Here is a 19,444-nt window from a genome sequence, read left to right as displayed (position 1 = left end):
GCGCTTCTCATCTGTTCAGCGAGGGGGCTGCTCTCGCGTCCATCGCGGACGCTCGCGAAGATCGCTACAGGTCCCAGGACGCGCCAGGACGGCCTCGCAGTCGGCAGGTGTCGCAGGCGATCGGCGGCGTCTTATGGTCTTATGATGTTCATCTAGAATCGTGTTGTTACAATAGATGAACATCTTTATTGTTCGAAAAGATAAAGATAGGCGTACAGTGCACCCCCATGGACCCCGTAACCAAAGTTGACCTCAAGCAGTTCGCCCGCTACTGCCTCGACAAAGGGCTGATGAACCGGAACACCGGCCTCGCGTCGATCACTGCGGTCGACAAGCTGCTGGACGGCCGAGGCGATCTGGACGACATCTCGGAACTTGACATTGCCGTGGAGGCCGTGCAGTTCAACAACCGCAACCCAGGCCGAATGTCGCCGGGATCGCTTATGACGTATCAGCAACGCGTGTCGAAGCTGGTTACGGAGTACGTGCGCTATCGAGACAACCCAGCGGGTTACAAGGTGCAGGGGCGGGGGTCTTCCAACGGCAGTGCGCGGAAGATGGCTGTGAAGGCGAAGGCCCAGGGAGAGGCGCCTTCAACGCAGGTGGCGTTCGCATCTTCCCCGCCGCCACCGCCTCCAATGCAGCAGATGGCGACGCTGGCGACGGAGCACGCACTCGCGCTGCCGTTTCCGCTCCGGCCCTCGTTTCTGGCTCAGGTCGTGATCCCGCGCGATCTCACCAAGGAAGAGGCAAATCGGCTGTGTGCATTCATCCAGGCCCTGGGCCACACGGCACCAGCGGAGGTGCCGCAATGAACAACCCCAAAGGCGAAGGGCCAGACGTGCGACCGTCCAGCCCTTCTTTTCCAACGTCGTGTGTGGCGAGAACTCAGCTTGTGAGTTTGATCAAGCGGAAGGGACCGGTGATGAAACGAACCATCTTGTTGGTCAATTCCGCAAGTAGCTAGTGTTGGGGTCTAGCTATGCGGATTGTAAGGGCGGGCTTCGGTCCGCCCTTTTACTTTTTTGGGGTGGCGCAAGAGCCACTGGCGAAGGTGGAGTGGTCGCCGCGTTCGCCGTAGGCCTCGGGCGTCAGTATCGAAGACCCCGCAAGCTCACGGCTGCTTCGATCCCCAGTTCGCCAAGGACATCCTGCACACGCCGGGTATACGTGTCGATTTGCGAGCGATGAATGCGGGTCGTGATCTGGCCTTCGTCGTCCAGCTTCCACATCAGACGGTCAGGGCGTAGATCGCTCTCGACCATCTGCCGGTAGGCGGCATCAGGAACCTCAGCGAAGCCGAGGAGAGTCCGTCCCTCGTCGACCACGGGAACATGCGTGAGCGGGCCAAGCTTGATCAGCTTGTGCGCCGCTTCCCTCCGACCATCGGGAAGGTAGATCATGGGCGGCCCGCCAGTCACGCCACGCACAAACTTATCCAGCGCGGACCCCGGCGCAGGGTTGCCAGTCTTGGGGAGCGGCCTGCCCTCGACCTTCTGCACGGCTGGGCGTTTCGGCTTCTCAGCGTAGGCCGGGAAGGCCAGGGCAACCATGTCGACCAGGGGGAAGCGGCATAGGGCTTCAGGGTTAGCCTTGGAGAAGGCAAACAGTCGACCATCGGGCTCCACTGCCAGCCGGTTCATGTTCGCATCGGTCTTGTCTAGGTAGGCAAGGACTCTCGGGTCGTCAAGAAAAGCAGGTGCCTCTATGGTCGCAAGCTCGGTTTCGGTGTCGTCGTTCATGTTCTCTTTTTGGTGGTTCAAATGGTCAATCTGAATAGTGGTCTTCCGATGGTGCGGAAGCTCACGGTGTTCGCTGCGACCTCCAATATCCCAATGGACACAAGGCGTCGCAGCGGCTCCCGTTGGAAGGCAGAAGGCGGCAATCGGGAGGAAGATGGTCTAACCGCAGGAACCTTGCCCAGGCCCTGCCGCGACACCTTGGGCTTCCCGTCCTCTCGATGTCGTCGCGGCGCGGTCTTGGCCGGTCTCAGGAAAGCCCGAAAAGACCGCTCTGTCCGGTGCCAGGGCTCGGCTTCGCCATTGCAAATCTCTTGTATATAGGCAGCGTTTTCGAAACCCGCATGGGAGTAGGGCTCCGGGCCGGTAACACAGAATAGAGTGCCTGTTTTTTAGTCAACTCTCGCGGCGGTCGCGGTAACACAAAATGCTCGTTGCAGGCCGCGCGATCAGGAGATCATCCCCGCCCCCGCGGGCGGGAAGACGGTCACCCAGTCCAGCGGGCTCGATGCGGTTCCTTCGGCCCAGGCGCTCCAGTCGGCCGGCCAGTTCTCCGGGCGCTGGCCCCACGGCACGCCATTGGCGTACCTTGGCTCTGCCGGCTTGTCGGGCTCAGCCCCGCAGTCTGTCCTGCCGTCTATCAGGTCTCGCCAATTCTGGGCGGCGGCTTCGCTGCCCGCCATCTGGGGCCTCTCGGCGAGCCGGCCTGTGGTTGCGAACGTCAATCCCTCCGTCCCAGCGATCACGGCCACCAGTTCGGCGGGCCACTCCAGCAAGTTGGCCCGCCCGATCACTTCGCCGAGGACGGCGTCAGTACGCTGCGGCAACAGGTCCCGGCGCTTCCAGTGGGCACGGATTCCCACGGACCCGATGACCGTGTGCCGGCGTCGCGCCCGTGCCGACACGATGACCGTGTTGTCGCGCGTGAAGCCCAGGTCCGGGACCAGCATGGCGAGGGTTGGTCGCTGCGCGTCGTCTCCGGTCAACAGGTCGTCCAGGGTCAGCGGACACACGGGCGGGAACGGTAAAAGGTCGTCGGGCGTGAGGTTGACCAGCGGTCCCCAATGCGCCACGTCGGCGTGGGCTTCTTTGGCCAGCCGAGCGGCCAGCGCTTCCTGAGATTCCACAGGAGGACGCGCACGCTTGGCGATGCTCTTGGCCTTCGCCTTGGCGCCAGCGACACGGCACCGACCTTGCAGGAACAGGGGCGGTCGGGAGCGGTCGGGGCCGAAGTCCTCGACCGGGTGGAAGGATTGGCACGCGCTGCACCAGTGCTGCCCCGGAGGCGCGGAACGGGCCGCTCGGCTCACAGCGGCCTCCAGCGGTCGGCAGGGTCTTCGGTGTAGCTGGTTCCCCCGATGCGGTACAGGATTGACAGGTCACCCCAGACGCTCGGAATCGGCGCGAGCTTCGGCTTCGCCCGTCGGCGTGTCGCCTTCGGTTTGGTGGTCTTGCTCATGAGTCTCTCCCGCGAAGGGTCGATAAAAATGGAAAGCCCGCCGAGACCTTGCGGTCAGGGCGGGCGATTCGTGGTGCTCCCCGTGGTCACGGGAAGCTCTGGGGTCACTGCGGGGGCGTGGTGGCCTGGGTCGTCTCGGCCAGCCTTGCGGCTTTCTTCGCTGCTCGGGCCTTAGCCTCACGCGCATAGCGCTCCGCATCCCGTTGGCGGTTCTCCGCCCTTCGGACTGCTGCGAAGCGTGCAATGGCGGTCTTGCTCTCCGCGCCCGACTCGGCCAACTTCCGGTCGTCTTCCGGGTCCCGTGACGCGCCGTGGCCGGCGCAGTCCGCGGAGTAGCTCAGGCACTTCGGACAGCAGGACCGGCCGTCCGCGAGGAACGCGACCTGTCCGGGGTTGTCCGGGTCGAATCCCCGCGCGATGTTCTGCTCGCGCCGTGTCTGCAGTAGCGCCAGCAGTTCCGACAGGTCGCAGGGAGTCATGCGGTCCCGGTCAGGCTGTGGTCTTCGGCTCGACCGCTTCGACGGGCACTCGCCCCATGACGCTGACAGCAAGCGTCAGCGGGACTTCGAAGACAGAGCCAAGTTCGCGGTCATGTCGAGCGGGGTCATCGAACAGGACAGAGGTCACTTGCCCGTTGCGGACCGTTATGAACTTCCTCGTTGGTGGCACAGGGGGCACGTAGCCCGGGCGGTCCTCGGGGCGAACTGCGATGGAATTGATCATTGGGTTTCTTTCAAGGTTTGGTGTTGCCCGGCCCCGAAGGGCGGGCGAAGAATTGGCCGCGGTGACTGCTGATGTGGGTCAGCCGTTGCCGCTCAGGTAGGGCAAGCCACTGGCGGTGACGGTCGGGACGGCTTGGCCCTTCGCGTTGATCTCGAAGCGGTCCCCGGCACTCCCAAGCTCGGTTGCCTTGGCTTCGCGCTGCGCCTGGGTTGCGCCGGCCGGCAGGTAGGCGTCAACGAGCATTTCGGGACCCTGCCGCGTGTGCAGGGTGAAGCTATGCACGTCCTCGTTCGGTTCACGAAAGCTGCGCCCTGCGGCGTTGGGCATTCGGAACGGTTCCGAGACCTGCTTGCCTCCGCTGAAGTGCGCGACCATGCCGGTGTCTTCGGTCACAGGCTGGCCGGTCACGGGGTGCAGGCCGATGGTTCGTTTGATGGGAAGGATGACAGTCGATCCAGATTTCATGTTGGTCTCTTTCGTTTGTTGCGGATCAGCGATACACGCCGTTGGCGGGGCCGTAGCCCCGGCGTTGCTCGCCCTGAACAATCGTGTATTTCGTCGGCGCTTGCTCGCATTGCGTCGACCCGTTGCCCCGATAGCTGAAGGTCTCATTTGCACGGTGGTGGAAGTGCCGCAGCAGGTCCCCGTAGCCCTCGGCCACCAGCGGGCGTCCGTCTTCAAGGGCGGAGAGCAAGAGCGCGGGAATGATCATTTCCTCCGACTGCGGCGGCGTGCTCAGTTCGGCGTGGAACTTGCCCAGGCCGCGCAGGCCGGTCAGCGCTGCCTCGCGGTCCATGCGCTTCAGGGATGCCGAGATTTCCATGAGAGCCTCGGCGAAGGCGATGCGTGTCAGGAGGCGCCGGGTGGCCGGCGAGTCATAGAAAGTCCCGAACGGCGTCGCGACGATCTTGCGTTCGGCGATGGGGTCAGATGCGCTGCCGGACGCTACGGCGGAGACGGCTCGGGACACTGCGGCCGTGGCTCCCTTCTTCATCGCTGCGATCTTCTCGCGCACGCTGGAAGGCGCCGGCTCGGCGGGCTTCTCGTTGGCGCCGAAGGGCAGAGCCTTGGGGGTGGCCGCGGTCTCGGATTGATTGGCGAGTTGTTTCTTGGTGGTCATTGTTGGTCGTCTCTCAGTTGGTGGTCGGGTAGTCGGCCCGGACTTCTTCAGCCTGCGCTTGGGCTTCCGCGAAGGTGTTCTGTCCGCTCACGCTGCTGCCGATGACAGCCGCTTGGAACTGGGTCAGCACGGCCTTGTCGGCTTCGGTGCCTGCGAACTGGGGCAGCAGTCTCGGCCAGCCCTCCAGCGTGCGCACATTGCCGAAGGTCATGATTGCGTCGGTCCAGTCGGACCCGCCCGTGCGGCAGTTCGCCCAGGTCGAACGACTCGCGCGAATACCTGCCAGCTTGGAGTAACGCAGATTGCAAGCGTCGAAGACCGCGCCCTCGGCCAGCGTGCCCGAGAGGTCACAGCCCTGCATGTCGCAGAGCGCGAACTGTGCGCCGCTCAGGTCGGTCTCGGCATCGAAGGTCGCAGGCGTGCCAGCGGTCAGATTGCAATCGGCGAACTTCGTGCCGCGCAGGTTGGTCCCAATGAACTCGGCGCTGCCGAAGGTGCAGTCATTGAAGACACCGCCCGACAGGTCGGCATAGGCGAACTCGATGTTGCCAAGTTGCAGGCGGGTGATGGGATTCCCGGCCTTCACCATGGCCTCCAGAGCTACGGCGCGGGCAACGCGCTCGTCCTCGACTCCTTCGACTTCGACGATCAAAGGCGGGACATGAGGAAACGTTGATTGAAATTGAACTGTGGTCTTCATTGGTGGTTCTCGGTGGTCTGGGTGGTCGTCGGCAAGTTGCCTGCCGGCGTGGCGTTGGTGCTCCCCGTGGTCATGGAAGCTCAAGGGAGTCGACGCTCTCCGCGTCCAGACTCGTGGCACTAGCCCTCAGCAAGGCGTGCTCGGCGGTCTGCTCGACCATCTCGGCGATGTAGCGGGGCGGAGTCACGTCGAAGTCGATGACGCTCTCGGCTTTCACGACTCCCGTGATGCGCAAGGTCTCTCCGGTGTCCAGGGTCACCAGAAGGGCGCAGGGGAACGCGAGGGGTGCGCGGGTGTCCGGGCCTGGGCGGCCGTCGTACATGGCGCCTGCGGCGTCCTGAGTGCCTTCGTGGGCCTCGGTGTTATCGGTGGTTGCGATGTTCATCATTTGCTCTCGGAGGTGGTGGTGGTCGGGATTGCAGGTTCGTCCAGGCGCACGGTGACGCGCAGGAACTCATTTCGTCGCTTCGCGGTCGCGGTGTCGTGCTTCTCGGTGAAGGGCGTGCTTGGCTTCTCAAGCGCCAACAGGAACGCAACAGCACGCGGACAAGTCGGGTCGACCTGCTCGATTGCCGCGATGCGCCGGGCGGTGGTGTCGTAGCTGCGGTTCGCTTCGCGACACAGGGCCGTCAGCGGCTCGGGTCCGTCCCCGAGGTCTACGGGGAACTGCATGGCCTTGTTCAGGGCGTTCTCGGTCGGCGTGGCCCAGCGGGTGTTCCCCGGGCGATACCACGACTTCCCGCCTTTGATGCGGTCGATGTGGGCGCCCGGGAAGTGCCCGGGGTTGTCCGCGATGAAGCGGGCATAGTCCAGCCAGGGCGCGATGACGCGAATCCCTCGCTTGCCGTACTGAGGCCAGCCGGTCGCGCCGGGCTTCGTGCAGCGGCGGACCATGTTGAACCAAGACCCGTAGCCGGGCTTGCTGAATTGCTTGTCGTTGCGAATCTGCGTGCAGCTTCGGCAGTAGAAGCCCAGGCCATCCGATGCAACCCGGTTGCTTCCCCAGAATCTCGGCGTCGGCGGGTAGCACTCGCCGCAGCCTGGGCAGCACTTCGTGGCATAGGCCAGTTCGATCACGGGCACGCTTGCGCCCGACTTGTTCTCAGTCGTCATTGAAGTCCTTGAGATGGCGGGGGGCTCGATGCCTGCCCGGCGTGGGGGGAAAAACGGAAGCAGTACCGGCCGGCGTGGCCGAGCAAAAAAGCTATATCGCAGCGTTTGGCGCTGTGGTCGTCATTACGGGCGTGTTCACTGGGAAAACTATCGACGGCTCAGAGCGATAGCTAGGCACAGCGTCACAGACCCATCGGTTCCGTCGTCGGCTATTGGCATTGCGCCGCCAAGACGTTTCGGGTGGGGGTAGTTCCAGCGTTTGCTGGCGTTATGGTCCTCTGATGGGCTACTACACTTCCCGATCGGCCCGCAGGCCGCGCCCACTCTATGTTCCTAGCTATATCGGATGTAGCAGCGAATTTATTGGTTGCAAAACGGGGCGTTGGCGTTGTGGTCGTCGTGTTACGGAAGAACACTCGTCTGCATTCGGGAAGCGATTGGAGTTAGGGTCTTCATCATGGGGGCTAACACTCAGGCTCGGCGATGCCGGCGCGGCTCTTAGCGTTCGGGTCGTCGATGGCCTGCTGCGCGACTTCGGGGGTCATGTACCCGCCGTTGCGCCGGATGGAAGGCAGGACTTCCTTGGTGACCCAGCGTTGGAAGTCGCGCGCGTCGGACTTGTTGGACCGCATCACGAGCGCGTAGATACCGGACTCGTTCACGAGCCACGGTGCTTGTCCGCGCAAACCCAAACTTTTTTGGACTTTGTCGTCGTCGTGCAGCTTGCGAATTGCCATGCCTGTGTCCTTCAGGCCGAGCGCCTTGCCGGCGTCGGCCGCGACGAACCAGGGCTCGCCGTCGATCTCGATGGCGCGGAGGTTGAGGGATGGGGTGAAAGCCGGGACCTTCCGACCGCCGCGCTCTGAGTCTGGATGACTGCCCGATAAAAAGCGCAGCGCAGTGGCCGGGCAAAATGGGGCAAAAGGAGAACGCTATGGAGTCGGCCGTCTGGGGGCTTTTGGGCACGCTTGTGGGTGCGTCCGCAAGCATCGTTGCTTCGCTCATCACTTCTCGGAGTTCGGTCCGACTGCAAGCAAATGCGGCAAGTCGCGAGTTGCTCGACAAGCACCGGGCAATGCAAATGCAGACTCTTCTAGAGCTACAAGAGGCCGTCAACAAGGAGATGCGGGCGGCGGCCAAGGCCAACATAGCTGACGAAATGGAATTCCGCCGATCCGGCGAGTGGACTCGTCCTTTGTTGGGTGAGGCGCTGAATCAAGAGAATTTCGAGGCCGGCCGTCGCACCGCATTTCTCGTTGAACGCGTGGCTGATGACGCGCTCAGAGCACAAGTGAATGCGACCCGAGAATCCTGCACGGCTGTGCTGCTGGCGCGTAGCCGCTCGGCGGCCGATGTCGCCCTAAAGCAGATGACCGAGCGCGGCATGAAGGCACAGCAAGACCTCGGCGTCGTGCTTCGCAGGCTCTACGCCTCTCCGCCTTCTGAGTGAGGCGCAAGCATCAAGCGGTCGCCAATGCGCCCTCGCACATCGCCCGATACTCGCGAACCCCGGCGAACCGGGCGGCCTTCAGCGCTTCCTCAAACGCGATGTTGTCGACGACGGCAACGCCGTCAGCGCCCATGACCGTGAAGCCATCGCGTGCTACGTGCGGGCCAGCCAGAAGCGTCACCAGCGGTCCGGGCTTGCCCCAGGCGCCGGCCGGCAATGAGTCAATGCACAGAGCGACATCCCGGTAATCGCCGTCGTCAGTCTCGCCGTATTCCGGTGTGACCTTGCGGCCGATGCGTTGGGTCATGTCGGCGCAGAGCGCTTCAAGTTTTGCGGTCTGGCGGTCGTTGAAGGGGTGCGGTACTTGCATAGCGACTCTCCGAAGCAGTTCATGGAGTCGCCAATGTGCCCGGCTCGCGTTCGTTTGCCGTAGCACGACTTGCCTACTTTGGGGTCATTCATCCGATGGCTGCAAACGTGCTGCGAGAGTGCCGAACGCCTCATTGCCCCTGTCAAATGGGGGCGATTTGTGTGGCGAAGGAACGACGCAGACCAAGGCCTCGCCAGTTCAATTTCGCGACGGCCTCTGCGAGCGCCTGAGTTGCGGCGTGCGTGTACCGCCCCTGCACCGTTCCGCTTTCATGGCCGACGAGCTTGTCAATGATTTGGTCGTTCACTCCGGCCGCCGCCAAGGCTGACCGAACGTTGTGACGCAAGCTGTGTGCGGTGAAGCGCTCGTCACGCTCGACCTTTGCGTCCTCGCGGAGCTTCATGAAGTCTTGGCCCGCAAGATCACTTGGCAGGCGCTTGCCGTTCTGGATAAACCTGGGGAACAAGAAGCGCTCCCCGGCCTCCTTGTGCTCCTCGACGTATGCAAGGAAGCCCAGGTCGATCAGAGACTGATGCACAGGCACGACCCGCAAGCCGGCCTTGGTCTTCACGCTGCGCTTCTCGTGCCCTTCAGTGGCTCGGTCGTGGATTTCGACGGCCGGCACGCCGTCGATCTCGCGGATGTCGGCAAGCTCAAGCTGTGCGATCTCGCCGAGTCGAGCGCCGGTGTGCAGCAGGAGCGGAAACAGCCAGCGACTCGCATCAGTTCGCTCGTTGTTCGCGATGGCGAGCTTCTTCAGGTCCTCCAAGCGCCACGGAAGGCGCTGGATCGAATCGGAGGTGTCGATCCGAAGTCCAGCCCACGGGTTGGCCGGCAGCTTGCCCGCGTCCACTGCGACATTCAACAGAGCTTGAATCGGGGCGACGAGGTTCTTGACGGACTGGCCTCGGATGCCGGTCTTGACCAAGTAGGCCCGATAGGTGGCGCCGTGCGTGCGAGTGAGGTCCGACACGGCCACGTCGATACCGGCTTCCGCGATCAAGCGCAGTGCTCTGTCGGTGATCTTCACCGCGGCCGTGGAGCGAGCCTTGATTGCCAGCCAATCGGCCTTGAGGTCGCGAAGGTGAAGCGCCGCGGTCTTCGGCTTGCTTGCGTCGGAACTTTCGGCAGGCGCAGGGGACACGGGGGCCACCGGACGCGCGGGTGTGTCATGGGGCTCGCCGCGGCTTCGCTCGACCGTAATCTGAAAGGCACGCACCTGGGCACGCGCGATACGTGCCAGCGCAAGCCGGGCCTGAGGTAACGCCCAATCAATGCGAATGCCAAGGCCGAGGAGCGTTGCGTCCGCTGCTTGTTGCACGCGCTCAAGGCGCCCGGCAGCAAGGTCGGATTTCGCGTAGCTCAGGGCCGCCTCTTGAACCTTGTTCCAGCGCTCGGGGTTGTCGTCGAGCAGCAATGGCGCAGGGTCGCCCGCGGTCAGATACCGAACGCCCGGGGTCACTGCCGCCGCCATGCCCGGAGTGAAGCGGACGACATCGTCGACCAGCAGAGCCAGCCAGCCGGCATTCGCCGCCAAGTACGTTTCGAGTTCTGGGGTCAGCGCGACGAACGGAGGCGCTCGCCGCACGGCTTCGTTGGATCGCTGTTGATCGAAGGTCGCCCGGTACTGCGCGATGAGCGCGTGAGCCTTCGTGATGGCATCGGTTCGGTCCCGGGTCTTGAGGCTACCTCGGTAAGCGTCGACGCCCTCGTAGAGATGCGTGAGGTCGGCAGGCACGCCGATGCGAAGTTGCCAAACACCGTTGCGTTGGCTGAGGCCAGTAGGGAGGGACAAGTCAGGCTCCAAGGTTTTGGAGCGCCGACGAATTGACACAGTGCTTTGACCCATTCGCCGACTGTAAGTCCGCGTCACGCCTAGGAATCACACGTTTCACTCGGGAGAACGTGTGTCAAGAACAAGTTGACGAGCCTTACCGCTGCCATGCACCTCTAGAAATTCAATTAAATCAATAACTTAGAGGCGCTGCGCGATCTTTAGGTTCTACAGTTTGGTTGCACAGCCGACGCCATCGTAGCACCGCGCTGCGCGTATTTTGTGCAGTAAGGTCCGGGCTATGGCAACACTGATCCTCCGTCGAAAGCTGCTACACGAAAGCCCGGAGATCATCGAGGCCAGGGAGAGCCTTGCGCTTGCGGTGCAAGCTATCAAGATTTGTGAGATGGCATGTCTACTGACCGGCCGCCGACTTTGGACTGATCCGGCGATGCCAGGCCTGATGCGCAGGCAGTACGAATGCCGAGATGAGCTTTTGCGGTTAGGCGCCGAAATTCCATCCGTGTGCCTCCCCGGGGTTCGTCGATAGGCCCCTTATCTCGACAACGAGAAGATCAACCCGTCAAGACCATCAACAAAGCGAGACAATTATATTGCGTGCAATCAAATTGAACGATACCACACCGCATTTCTAGGCGTAGTTCCTCGCATGGTCACCTCGAAAAATCAGGTCGATGATTCGCCCATCGCACCGATTCGAGCGCGATATCTGACCAAGGACACCAGTGGCATTCGATCCTCAAACCTACGCCCCGTTCTACGACGCAACCGACTTCGCCACTATCGAAGCAAACTACCTCAGGTCCTCTCTCCTCGCGGGTTCCGCCGCCTGCATCGCTAACGACATCTCGGAATGGGAGGACCACGGCGCCATGCCAAGCGATGAAGTGTTCCGTGAGGTTGAACCGTTTTACAACGATGAGGAGCCCACCGATCCCGAAACGGCCGCTACCTTCCTGTTGCTCGTGCGTGAAGCGGTGCGCTACTGAGGCATGCGGGATACGCGCATGGCCGATCTGCCCGCGCCTGATGCCGCGATCTGCCCGCCCGCGCCTAACATCGGCCTGATGGGCTATGAGCGCGTGACCACCGAGATGGGTAAGGCGGTTCCGGGCATTACCGCCGAGCAAATCCAAACGTTCATCGCGGTCGTTCGCAGCGGCCGTTGTTCGCAGACCGAGATATGCAAGATCACCGGGTTCACAAGACAAGCCACGTCCAGACATGTCGCAAAGTTGGTGCTGGCTGGTCTTCTCGTCCAGCGCAGAGATCCTGAGAGCGGCAGGCGCCGGGTGGTTCGCCTTACGGCGCTCGGAAGACTCATTCCGGCAACTCTTGCCAAGTTTGCTGGAACGGCGGCAATGAGCGGTTGACAAGTCCTCCAACCTTTCCCCGCATGGTGCTTGGAATATGTTACGTTCCGTTAAGCTAACGGCAGCTTCATGCCCCGGGCAAACCATATGGACACTCTTAATTCGCAAACGCGCTCGCCACGAGAAGGCGCTCGGCAGCCATCGGTGGTTGAACATTTCTCAATTGATGGTCTTTTTAAGTATCGATCGATTGGTTTTGATTCTGACTACGCGGCTACTGTGCTGATTGCAAGAAACGGCACTGGCAAGACAACATTGCTCGCGGCTCTCGATGCGTTTTTAAAAAACCAATTCTCCAGATTAATAAATCTGGAGTTTTCGACTATCGATTGCAAGCTTCGTAGCCTCGATCATGTATTGCGTATTGAAAAAAACCAAATCGATGGTTTGATCGCCGCAATAAACGATCCTGTTTTCGTCGCCTCCGCGAAAGCTTGGGAAGTAGAGCCGGCAGCTCTTCTAGAGGTGATCGAATTAGATCTTTCAATAATAAAGCATAGTGAGGTTATGGATTATCCAAACCTATACAGCATCTACACAAGGTCCGGTTACAACCTCGGGCAGTTGAAGGGAAGCTTAGACAAGCTTGCAAAAAAAATATTTGATGATACTGGTTTAACGGAAATTCGCTCGGAGATTCGGCAGGCGCTCGTTGGGTACGACATCGTTTATTTGCCCACTTACCGACGCATTGAGCTCTCTTTGCCACAGGTGGAGAAGAGAGGGGAACGCAAGCGCAATCTGTTTGCACAGTTGGGAATTTCGCGCCGAGGATTGCACAACGCTGACATTCAATTTGGCCTAGGGGATATCCGAGATCGTCTACGCGCACTATATTCAGATATGCTTTTTCGCGCCAATCAGGGTTATGGAAAAATTAGCGCAAACGTCATCAATGATTTGATAACCGGAGCATTCAGAAATGTCAGTGGCATATCGAGGCAATTGCCGACAAAAGAATCCCTAGAGCTTTTTTTTAGCAGAATTAAAGATATGGAGAGGGAATATCGAAGGGTTCCCTACACGAACATTATTGCCGCGCCGGATTTGGATCGACTTTTTAGAGGAGAGGTCGATTTTGACGCTCGCCCTTTCTTGGAATACTACCTTGATCAGCTAAATGTGGTTATACAAGACACTCGCGGGACAGAGGAAGTGGTGGAGACTTTTATTGATAGTTGCAATGCGTATCTTTCGGGAAAAACCGACTCCGATGAAACTTCTCTTGACGAAATAGCGGATTTTGATTGGAAGCAAATCAAGTTTCACAAGCGGAGTTTCCAAGTCTCAATTGAGAGTTTGGCGACGAAGGCAAAAGTTCCTTTAGAGTCACTCTCTTCAGGCGAAAAGCAGATGATTTCTTTGTTCGCCAGGCTGTATCTCTATCCCGGCAAAAAGCTAATTCTGATCGACGAACCAGAGCTGTCGCTCTCGATCGGCTGGCAAAGGAAGATTTTGCCTGACATTTTGCGCGCACCATCTTGTGAGCAAATTGTAGCGATTACGCATTCGCCGTTCACGTTCGACAATGAATTGGATCCATACGCCGGGGCTCTAAGTTTTCGGTGGACTAAATTCGTGCCAGATCTTTTTCCGGATTCTCATCTTGCGGATCCTTTTGAAGACTCGTGAAGATCGCATGCCTACATATATTGAGAATTTACGGAAACGAAGGGAAGTTCCTGCCGTTACTAAAACTGAATTTGCCACCTTTGCATCGGGTGTGCCGGCAGATCACCGAATTTTAGTGTTTGAGGGCCGCGACGACAAAATTGCGTACGCGCATTGGCTCAGGCGAATCGCAAATGACTTTAGGTACGAGGCACTGATTAGGCACAACAAGGCTGCAGTGCTTAAGTTGCATGAGTCTTTATCTGGGGACCTTACAGGGCTCTCCCGGCGGGCATTGTATTTTGTTGATCGGGATTTTGACGATTTGCAAGGCCACGCAACCTCTACGGCGATCTTCATGACAGATTGCTATTCAATAGAAAATTATTGTGTGACTACCGAGGTGTTTGAGGATGTACTGCGCGATGAGTTTCACTGCAACGGAATAAATGAGGCCCGCGCTGAATTGCTTCAGTTGTTTCGCGATGTCTACGGCGATTTTTTAATGAAAACGAAGCCCCTCAATTTACGAATCTATATTGCGCGTAAGCTGGCAATTTCGCAGGACGACAAGCTTCCGAGTCGACTAAATCAAATTGCAGCGGTCGGTCTCCATAGGGTCGATGCAGTGGAGGGGCGGCTGAGCGAGACCGTTCTATTGGAGCGAGAGCCGACCGAGGTCGAAGCTCAGGCGCTGACGGTAGAGTTTGAAAAGCTAGAGCCAGGTGCTCGTTATCGGGGTAAGTTCGCGTTGATGTTTTTTGTGAGGTGGCTTGAATTGCTGCGAATCGAGAGGCTGGGAAATTTGTCAGGGATTTTTGCTGCGTATGGCCAGCCGCAATTCAAGGTTCGAGGAGACTTTTCATTCGACGTACTGGTTTCCAGGGTCTCGCCGCCACCCGGCTTAAAGGAGTTCTTGGAGCACGCAACGTTCGGCGATTCCCAGAGGACCCACGCGTGACTCTCTTGAGACAACGAGCGCCGATGGACGGAGCACCGCAACTCTCCGTCATTCTCATCCGTTAGATCGGAGGAGCGCTGTAGTGCATGATTTGCCATCAGCCGCCGTCGCCCCAGACCGTGTGAGGCCCACAGCACGAGTTCAGCTCAGCTCTGACATACCTACTCGGGCAATGCTTCCAGGGCTGCCAAAGTGGCACGCAGAACCTGCAACGCCTGCACCGCGCACGCGAACTCATCGTGGCTTACGTGTTCCGCTTCGAGCGTATCGAGAATGAAGGCTTCAAACTTGTTGCCGAGGCTGCCCTCAAGGGCATCGTGAGATTCAAGCAAGACGTTCCCCATAAGGAGCAACTCGGCCAGTGCCCGCGCCGGCTTGCGATGCTCTTGCTCGAATGCTCGCCTGAGTGCTGCGATTTCTTCAGGGGTTGCGGCCACTAACGGCTCCCGTTCTCGAATGCCTAAGGTTCGCTTAAGGTCAGCGAGCCATCATCCTCGCACAGTCCCGGCGCTGGTAGAGGTGCTTCGGCAACCAGCCCTTCACGGGCGGTCCTCGATGCCGGTGGCTGTCCAATTCTCTCGGGCTGGCTTCCGCCGCCGAAAAGGCGCACCATCTTCCTCCCTACCCGTTGGGAGCGCGAGATGGTCAGATCACTCAAGCCCCAACTCGATCCGTTGAGGGTCATTCGGGCTGCCGAGTACGTCCGCATGTCCACGGACCACCAGAAATACTCGATCCTTAACCAGTCCGCGCTCATCCACGTTTTCGCTGAGACAAACGGAATGGAGATCGTGGCGACCTATGCCGATCCCGGCAAGAGCGGCCTCACGCTGCGTAGCCGGCCCGGGCTGTCGCAACTCCTTACCGACATCGTGGCTGCAAAGATCGACTTTGAAGTGGTGCTCGTCTACGACGTGAGTCGATGGGGCCGATTTCAAGACGCCGACGAAAGCGCCCACTACGAATTCATCTGTCGGAGAGCCGGCATCCGAGTGATCTACTGCGCGGAGCAATTCGGGTCGGACGATCATCCGCTGGCGAGCGTCTTGAAGGCTCTCAAGCGAGCGATGGCGGGCGAGTTCAGCCGCGAACTGTCGGTGAAGGTTGCGGCAGGCAAAGCGCGCATCGCCAGCCTCGGGTATCGGGTTGGCGGAATCGCCGGCTACGGCCTTCGACGGCAAGTGCTGGAAGACGGTCACGCCCGAGGAATGCTCTTGCGAAAGGGACAACTCAAATACCTTCAGACCGATCGGGTGACGCTGGTCCCCGGGCCAGCCGAAGAGATCGCCATCGTGGGCAGGATCTATCGCGACTACATCTATCTCCGCAAAGGCGAACTTCAGATTGCAAGAGCCTTGAATGCGGAGGGGCATAGCTTTTTCGGGAAAGCTTGGTCTCGCCATCTCGTGCGAACCATCCTCACCAACGAAAAATACATCGGAGTCAACGTCCTCGGGCGCACGATCCAAAGGCTTGCTACACCCAACGTCAACAACCCGCCCGAGAACTGGACTCGGTTTGAGGGAGCGTTCGTCCCTCTCGTAGGTCGAGACCTTTTCGAGGCTGCCGCTCGCGTGCGCCTGTTCAATGTTAAGAACTACACCGAGGCTGAGCTTCTACAGGCGCTCGCCGTAGCTCTGAAAAGGGAAGGCAAGCTCAGCGTGGAAATCATCGAAGCTGATCCCGACTTGCCCTCCGCAAGCACCTTCGGGCATCGGTTTGGTGGGGTCACTGGCGCCTACGAGCGATTGGGCTTTGTCGTCGCTCCGCGGTATAGGTTCTACGACATCGAAAGAACCTTGACCAAGATGAAGAGGGAAATCTTGAATTCGCTCATCGGGCTTCTGCGCATGCGCGGGACCGAGTGCTCCCTTGCGCCTCACAGCGTCGTCAACCTTAAGGGCCAGCTTGGATTCGAGGTACGCATCTGCCGCCACCAAGACCCAAGGGCGTACGCGCACACGGGCTGGAAGATCGCGTATCGGTGGAACCATCGAAGCTCGCACGTGCTGACTGTGAGGATGGCACTCGGAAATGAAGTGATTAAGGATTTCCTGCTGATGCCCAGGAGCGAGATCGCAGAATTACCGCGATTTCTTGAGGCGACCTGCGACGAACAGGTAGCGCGATTCAGGTGCCGCGATCTGCCTGCCGTCGCCTTGGAAATCGCCGGTATCAAGCAAGTCACCTGACTGCACCTCAGAGTCGATGCGGTACATCCCCTGAACGGCCCGCACCACGGTTGCCGCGATTGCGGGCTTTGCCCCGGTTGCCCCGGCTGCGCAGTGCCCTATGCCGAATGACCCCCGTATATAGTTCGCGCCGTGCCCGACTCCTGCGGGCTTGGAGTTCCCTTTGTTCGATTACTACTCACGACACGAGCGGGAAGTCAGAAAGGCGTTGAAGATCATTGCGGGCCAGCGGGTTGCAATGATCCTTCAACCGGGCAACGTCTTGGTAATTGAGAGGAGCCCGACCTCGACTGAATGGTTTGAAGAGGCAGTACAGACGTGTCGCATCCGTGGTTGGGTCGAAGTTCTCCATGAGGGGCTTCCTTCGGCGGACCTGGACTTTCATGATCAGACACCCATCCTCGGGTCGGCACGTCCGAAGACGCACTACAAACTCACTGAAGGCGGATGGAACGCGATTCGCGGGACCCATGCCCTTGTAATCGTTGCCATCATCCTGAGCGCCCTAAGCCTTGCTGCTGGCGTCGCATCAGTGGCACTCACGTGGGAGCAGATGAAAGGTCCGGCGAGCACCAAGGCCCCCTAGTGGGCTTCCATGCGCCACGTACGACCCACATGAGTGGAAAGGGTTTTGGCGAAAAATTGTCTGAGGCCCTCCAAGCAAGTCCGGCCGCGAAGTTCCCCCCTGGGGGCACCCCTCGCGCCACGCATCGGCACCCGTACCACGGCCGTTGACGCCAGCGTTATGGGATCGAAAGCGAGCCGCGTCAGTCAGTCATCCAGGCACGCCGGGTACTGTGCCTCCAAGCCACACGCAAGACACCGGCAGTACACCGAGGGGTTGATGTGGACGCGGGGCATATGGCGGTCTCGCTCGGACGCGGCATGGTGCGCCGTGTCGTCCGACTCGACGAGCCCTAAGATGCCGCAGCGGGGGCACTTCACGGCGGCGAGCGCGGTGGCAGGGTTGAAGTCTGTTGCGAACATGATGGCGGAACTCTACGAGCGGGTGATTCCTTGCATTGGCGCCTTGACGAGCGTTCGGCGGGGCTGGCGCGAACCTCCTTCGACCTTATTGCTTGTCTTGGCTTTTGGGGTCTTCTCGCCTCAACCAAGACCAGAAGTCCTTGCCCATCCACCCTTGACGGGCGTTAACGTCGAGTTTGCAAATAAACAAGCTGCCTTCGTCTTTCACAAGCGGCGAAAGCCTTGCATACAATTTTTCTGCATCGCTCGTTGAGTACACGATCCAAAGTGTTTCTTGTACTCGATACCAGTCGAGCGCTTGATTCATCTTCTCTTTGACATCCTCTAGAGTTGCGGACGTGTTGCGCTTGATGAAAACCATGAAGTAGTTCGCGGTCGTTGCCATCACTTGTTCTCCTTCGCTGGCGTTGCACCGCCGTTCGGCAACGCAAGGGGCGGAGGTGCATCCGGTGCTTCAATGTCTTCCTGTCGAAGCGCAGGTGGCTCATGATCGAATGTGGGCGGGAGCGAAGGGAGCGAGTCCTGGCCCTTCATCGCGTGTGCAATTCGTTCGTGTATCAGCAGTTCGGCCCCATCCATGATTGCTGCTTGAGGGTTCTTTTCCGCAAAATCGAGACAGCGCTTGAAGGCGTAAGCGACGAGCGCCATAAGCGGAAGCATGAGCGCTAGAGGAACCCACCAAACATCGACCTTGAGCGCCACCGCCGCCACACAGATACAAAGAACGATGAGAACCAAGCTCGTCTTACCAAAAATGCCTCCGGTGAGTTTGATGGTCTTGATGCTGTCGAGTACTTTCTCGAAGTTCACTTCGGCCCCTTAAGCGTCTAAATGGAAACTCAGCGAAGTCTCGCACGAGATTGAGCGCACACATGTTATGTACGAAATCGACCGGTTCCGTACAGTCTCAGTCACACTGTCCATAAAATAGCTTGACGATGTTTCGTACATGGGTCACGATTCGGACTTCATTTTCGTACACCCAGGAGCTTGTCCCCATGTCCCGAGTCTTCGCCTACTGCCGTGTTTCCACCGCTGATCAGACCACCGACAACCAAGTGCAGGAGATCGCTGCGGCCGGCTTCAGCGTGACCCCTCAGCGCACCATCACGGAGACCGTCTCGGGGTCCGTAGCGGCATCGGAGCGGGTCGGCTTTGGAAAGCTCATGGAGAAGTTGGAGGAGGGCGACGTGCTCGTGGTCACGAAGCTCGACCGCCTCGGGCGCAACGCGATGGACGTAAGGGCTACCGTGGAGGCGCTTGCGGGGCTCGGCGTCCGGGTTCACTGCCTCGCCCTCGGTGGCGTTGACCTCACCAGCCCGGCCGGCAAGATGACCATGGGCGTGATTGCTGCGGTGGCCGAGTTCGAGCGGGACCTTTTGATCGAACGTACGCAGGCGGGGCTCGCTCGGGCGAAGTCGGAGGGGAAGACTCTCGGGCGCCCTCAGGCTTTGCAGGGTCGGGTGATCGAAGACGTTCGGGAGCGCCTTCAAAAGGGCGAGGCCGTTGCGGCGATTGCCCGTGCTCACAACACCAGCCGCCAAACCATCATGCGCATTCGGGACGCGATGGCTCCAGCCTGAGTTCCGGCACGGCACCCGAACGAGCTCCGCAAGGGGCTTTTCTCATTCGGGATGTCCATGAAGCGAGGGGCCTGAACCTCCGCGCCCTCGTCCGTGACGGGGAGCCCTGGTTCCTTGCCAAGGACGTTTGCGATGCCTTGGGGCTGACCGACACGAACAAGGCCCTGAAGGGGCTCGACCCCGAGGAGAGGGATTACATCAACATTGCTGAGGTAATCAAAAAGGCCGGAACGAACAAGCGCCTGATCGGCACCGAGCCCTAGTTCGT

Annotated in this window: 26 protein-coding genes; 10 read left to right on the top strand and 16 right to left on the bottom strand. The window is 59.8% G+C overall.

Annotated features, from left to right (window positions below; genetic code table 11):
* Window positions 1-227: 227 nt before the first annotated feature.
* Window positions 228-815, top strand: coding sequence for a hypothetical protein (locus WDLP6_RS14625; RefSeq protein WP_162592908.1), 588 nt, complete (start codon window positions 228-230; stop codon window positions 813-815).
* 276 nt (window positions 816-1,091) lie between these two features.
* Here WDLP6_RS14625 and WDLP6_RS14620 read toward each other — a convergent pair whose 3' ends face one another.
* The 11 genes from WDLP6_RS14620 to WDLP6_RS14570 all read right to left on the bottom strand — a co-directional run bounded on the left by WDLP6_RS14620 (window position 1,092) and on the right by WDLP6_RS14570 (window position 7,663).
* A complete protein-coding gene (locus WDLP6_RS14620) occupies window positions 1,092-1,742 on the bottom strand; it encodes a hypothetical protein (RefSeq protein ID WP_162592907.1) in 651 nt (216 codons plus the stop codon).
* A gap of 446 nt (window positions 1,743-2,188) precedes the next feature.
* On the bottom strand, window positions 2,189-3,049 hold the full coding sequence (locus WDLP6_RS14615) for a hypothetical protein (protein WP_162592906.1): 861 nt from the start codon (window positions 3,047-3,049) through the stop codon (window positions 2,189-2,191).
* Entirely contained in the window at window positions 3,046-3,198 is a 153-nt protein-coding gene (locus WDLP6_RS14610) for a hypothetical protein (protein ID WP_162592905.1), read from the bottom strand. The genes WDLP6_RS14615 and WDLP6_RS14610 overlap by 4 nt, the downstream gene beginning before the upstream one ends.
* Window positions 3,199-3,302: 104 nt before the next feature.
* Window positions 3,303-3,677, bottom strand: coding sequence for a hypothetical protein (locus WDLP6_RS14605; RefSeq protein WP_162592904.1), 375 nt, complete (start codon window positions 3,675-3,677; stop codon window positions 3,303-3,305).
* Between the two features lie 10 nt (window positions 3,678-3,687).
* Window positions 3,688-3,921 (bottom strand): hypothetical protein, encoded by a 234-nt coding sequence (locus WDLP6_RS14600; RefSeq protein WP_162592903.1) that lies wholly within the window; start codon window positions 3,919-3,921, stop codon window positions 3,688-3,690.
* 78 nt (window positions 3,922-3,999) lie between these two features.
* The gene (locus WDLP6_RS14595) at window positions 4,000-4,386 is read right to left on the bottom strand and encodes a hypothetical protein (protein ID WP_162592902.1); all 387 of its coding nucleotides are present in this window, start codon (window positions 4,384-4,386) and stop codon (window positions 4,000-4,002) included.
* A 25-nt stretch (window positions 4,387-4,411) separates the two neighbouring features.
* The gene (locus WDLP6_RS14590; protein WP_162592901.1) at window positions 4,412-5,041 is read right to left on the bottom strand and encodes a hypothetical protein; all 630 of its coding nucleotides are present in this window, start codon (window positions 5,039-5,041) and stop codon (window positions 4,412-4,414) included.
* Between the two features lie 13 nt (window positions 5,042-5,054).
* Entirely contained in the window at window positions 5,055-5,741 is a 687-nt protein-coding gene (locus WDLP6_RS14585) for a pentapeptide repeat-containing protein (protein ID WP_162592900.1), read from the bottom strand.
* 70 nt (window positions 5,742-5,811) lie between these two features.
* A complete protein-coding gene (locus WDLP6_RS14580; RefSeq protein ID WP_162592899.1) occupies window positions 5,812-6,126 on the bottom strand; it encodes a hypothetical protein in 315 nt (104 codons plus the stop codon).
* Complete coding sequence (locus tag WDLP6_RS14575; RefSeq protein WP_162592898.1) at window positions 6,126-6,818, bottom strand: hypothetical protein; 693 nt, start codon at window positions 6,816-6,818, stop codon at window positions 6,126-6,128. The genes WDLP6_RS14580 and WDLP6_RS14575 overlap by 1 nt, the downstream gene beginning before the upstream one ends.
* A 500-nt stretch (window positions 6,819-7,318) precedes the next feature.
* A complete protein-coding gene (locus WDLP6_RS14570) occupies window positions 7,319-7,663 on the bottom strand; it encodes a BRO-N domain-containing protein (protein ID WP_269475599.1) in 345 nt (114 codons plus the stop codon).
* A gap of 125 nt (window positions 7,664-7,788) precedes the next feature.
* On the opposite strand from WDLP6_RS14570, the gene WDLP6_RS14565 reads away from it, so the two are divergent.
* Window positions 7,789-8,304, top strand: a complete 516-nt coding sequence (locus WDLP6_RS14565; protein ID WP_162592897.1) for a hypothetical protein — start codon at window positions 7,789-7,791, stop codon at window positions 8,302-8,304.
* Between the two features lie 10 nt (window positions 8,305-8,314).
* Here the strand turns inward: WDLP6_RS14565 and WDLP6_RS14560 are convergent, their stop codons facing one another.
* Both WDLP6_RS14560 and WDLP6_RS14555 read right to left on the bottom strand, forming a co-directional pair.
* Complete coding sequence (locus WDLP6_RS14560) at window positions 8,315-8,674, bottom strand: hypothetical protein (protein WP_162592896.1); 360 nt, start codon at window positions 8,672-8,674, stop codon at window positions 8,315-8,317.
* A gap of 142 nt (window positions 8,675-8,816) precedes the next feature.
* The gene (locus WDLP6_RS14555; RefSeq protein ID WP_162592895.1) at window positions 8,817-10,469 is read right to left on the bottom strand and encodes a site-specific integrase; all 1,653 of its coding nucleotides are present in this window, start codon (window positions 10,467-10,469) and stop codon (window positions 8,817-8,819) included.
* A gap of 725 nt (window positions 10,470-11,194) precedes the next feature.
* On the opposite strand from WDLP6_RS14555, the gene WDLP6_RS14550 reads away from it, so the two are divergent.
* The 4 genes from WDLP6_RS14550 (at window position 11,195) to WDLP6_RS14535 (ending at window position 14,414) form a co-directional block, all read left to right on the top strand.
* Entirely contained in the window at window positions 11,195-11,458 is a 264-nt protein-coding gene (locus WDLP6_RS14550) for a hypothetical protein (RefSeq protein ID WP_162592894.1), read from the top strand.
* Between the two features lie 18 nt (window positions 11,459-11,476).
* Entirely contained in the window at window positions 11,477-11,842 is a 366-nt protein-coding gene (locus tag WDLP6_RS14545) for a MarR family winged helix-turn-helix transcriptional regulator (protein ID WP_162592893.1), read from the top strand.
* 69 nt (window positions 11,843-11,911) lie between these two features.
* A complete protein-coding gene (locus WDLP6_RS14540) occupies window positions 11,912-13,474 on the top strand; it encodes an AAA family ATPase (RefSeq protein WP_232077070.1) in 1,563 nt (520 codons plus the stop codon).
* Between the two features lie 7 nt (window positions 13,475-13,481).
* Window positions 13,482-14,414, top strand: a complete 933-nt coding sequence (locus WDLP6_RS14535) for a DUF4435 domain-containing protein (protein WP_162592891.1) — start codon at window positions 13,482-13,484, stop codon at window positions 14,412-14,414.
* 161 nt (window positions 14,415-14,575) lie between these two features.
* On the opposite strand, the gene WDLP6_RS14530 is transcribed toward WDLP6_RS14535, so the two are convergent.
* Entirely contained in the window at window positions 14,576-14,851 is a 276-nt protein-coding gene (locus WDLP6_RS14530; RefSeq protein WP_162592890.1) for a hypothetical protein, read from the bottom strand.
* Between the two features lie 204 nt (window positions 14,852-15,055).
* Between WDLP6_RS14530 and WDLP6_RS14525 the strand changes: the two genes are divergently transcribed.
* On the top strand, window positions 15,056-16,606 hold the full coding sequence (locus WDLP6_RS14525; RefSeq protein ID WP_269475572.1) for a recombinase family protein: 1,551 nt from the start codon (window positions 15,056-15,058) through the stop codon (window positions 16,604-16,606).
* 163 nt (window positions 16,607-16,769) lie between these two features.
* The gene (locus tag WDLP6_RS14520; protein WP_162592888.1) at window positions 16,770-17,192 is read left to right on the top strand and encodes a hypothetical protein; all 423 of its coding nucleotides are present in this window, start codon (window positions 16,770-16,772) and stop codon (window positions 17,190-17,192) included.
* A gap of 486 nt (window positions 17,193-17,678) precedes the next feature.
* On the opposite strand, the gene WDLP6_RS14515 is transcribed toward WDLP6_RS14520, so the two are convergent.
* Window positions 17,679-17,978: a hypothetical protein gene (locus tag WDLP6_RS14515; protein WP_162592887.1), complete on the bottom strand. Its 300-nt coding sequence runs from the start codon at window positions 17,976-17,978 to the stop codon at window positions 17,679-17,681.
* A complete protein-coding gene (locus tag WDLP6_RS14510; RefSeq protein ID WP_162592886.1) occupies window positions 17,978-18,403 on the bottom strand; it encodes a hypothetical protein in 426 nt (141 codons plus the stop codon). Before WDLP6_RS14510 ends, WDLP6_RS14515 begins: the two co-directional genes overlap by 1 nt.
* Window positions 18,404-18,591: 188 nt before the next feature.
* Here WDLP6_RS14510 and WDLP6_RS14505 point away from each other — a divergent pair, with 188 nt between their 5' ends.
* Both WDLP6_RS14505 and WDLP6_RS35095 read left to right on the top strand, forming a co-directional pair.
* Window positions 18,592-19,176, top strand: a complete 585-nt coding sequence (locus tag WDLP6_RS14505) for a recombinase family protein (protein ID WP_162592885.1) — start codon at window positions 18,592-18,594, stop codon at window positions 19,174-19,176.
* Window positions 19,173-19,439 carry a BRO-N domain-containing protein gene (locus tag WDLP6_RS35095; RefSeq protein WP_162595103.1) on the top strand — a complete coding sequence of 89 codons (267 nt, stop codon included), beginning with the start codon at window positions 19,173-19,175 and terminating at the stop codon, window positions 19,437-19,439. The genes WDLP6_RS14505 and WDLP6_RS35095 overlap by 4 nt, the downstream gene beginning before the upstream one ends.
* Window positions 19,440-19,444 lie beyond the last annotated feature (5 nt).

This window comes from Variovorax sp. PBL-E5 (assembly GCF_901827185.1).
Taxonomy (GTDB): Bacteria; Pseudomonadota; Gammaproteobacteria; order Burkholderiales; family Burkholderiaceae_C; genus Variovorax.
The sequence above is the reverse complement of the archived record's forward strand: the minus strand, read 5'-3'. Positions and strand labels throughout refer to the sequence as shown.